The 336-nt window shown below is 70.5% G+C and carries 1 protein-coding gene; it reads left to right on the top strand.

The window, feature by feature from the left end; translation table 11 throughout:
• The coding region (locus ELR45_RS24225; RefSeq protein ID WP_205857174.1) for a WD40 repeat domain-containing protein at positions 1–336 on the top strand (336 nt) is incomplete at both ends.

Here is a 336-nt window from a genome sequence, read left to right on the forward strand (position 1 = left end):
CCGCCGGAGACGACCACACCGTGCGGGTATGGGACACCGCCACCGGCGAACAGCGACATCAACTCACCGCCCACACCGACAGGGTCCGGGCGGTGGCATACTCACCGAACGGCACCCACCTGGCCACCGCGGGGGAGGATGGCACCGTGCGGGTGTGGGACACCGCCACCGGCGAACAGCGACATCAACTCACCGGCCACACCGGCTGGGTCCTGGCGGTGGCGTACTCGCCAGACGGCACCCACCTGGCCACGGCCGGGTACGACCACGCCGTTCGGGTATGGGACACCGCCACCGGCGAACAGCGACATCAACTCACCGCCCACACCGGCTGGG

Origin of the sequence: Phytoactinopolyspora endophytica (assembly GCF_004138495.1) — a bacterium.
GTDB classification, from domain to species: Bacteria; Actinomycetota; Actinomycetes; order Jiangellales; family Jiangellaceae; genus Phytoactinopolyspora; species Phytoactinopolyspora endophytica.